Source organism: Mycobacterium simiae (genome assembly GCF_008370645.1).
In the GTDB taxonomy this organism is placed as follows: Bacteria; Actinomycetota; Actinomycetes; order Mycobacteriales; family Mycobacteriaceae; genus Mycobacterium; species Mycobacterium simiae_A.
Map to the genome: position 1 here is coordinate 1 of NZ_VTZN01000533.1, position 454 is coordinate 454.

Here is a 454-nt window from a genome sequence, read left to right on the forward strand (position 1 = left end):
CCCGCCGGCGGCCCGCGCCCCGTGCGGGCCGGTCATGACGCGCGCGGCCATTTCTGATCTCCTTGAACACGCCAGTGTGGGACACATTATCTCAACGTTGCTGTGAACGCAGTCTATTGGTGGTTTTCGGCGCCCGGCAACGGTCACAACCGAGCCGTTCTCCGAAATCGTCTATTACGTCCTCCGATGTGCATTCTTTCCATTCCGTAAATATCGGGCGGGTCTAGCGCCGCCGCAGTACTTTCACCGGGGTGCCGTAGCGGGGTGCGCCCGCAGCGTCGCCGCGCCCGCCCAGTCCCGCCGCCATCGGCGTCCCCCCGTACATGCCCGCACCCGGGGCCGCAGCGCCCCCGGCCGCGGCCGGTGCCGCACCCGGCGCGAGCGCCCGCGCGGCGGGGGTCGATTCCGCGGCGCCCGCGGTCCACGTCGACGGGACCGACAGCCCGCCCAGCGA

Annotated in this window: 1 protein-coding gene; it reads right to left on the reverse strand. The window is 70.9% G+C overall.

From position 1 onward, the window contains the following. Positions 1-223: 223 nt before the first annotated feature. Positions 224-451 carry a PPE family protein, SVP subgroup gene (locus F0Q45_RS26770; RefSeq protein ID WP_306439483.1) on the reverse strand — a complete coding sequence of 76 codons (228 nt, stop codon included), beginning with the start codon at positions 449-451 and terminating at the stop codon, positions 224-226. Positions 452-454 lie beyond the last annotated feature (3 nt).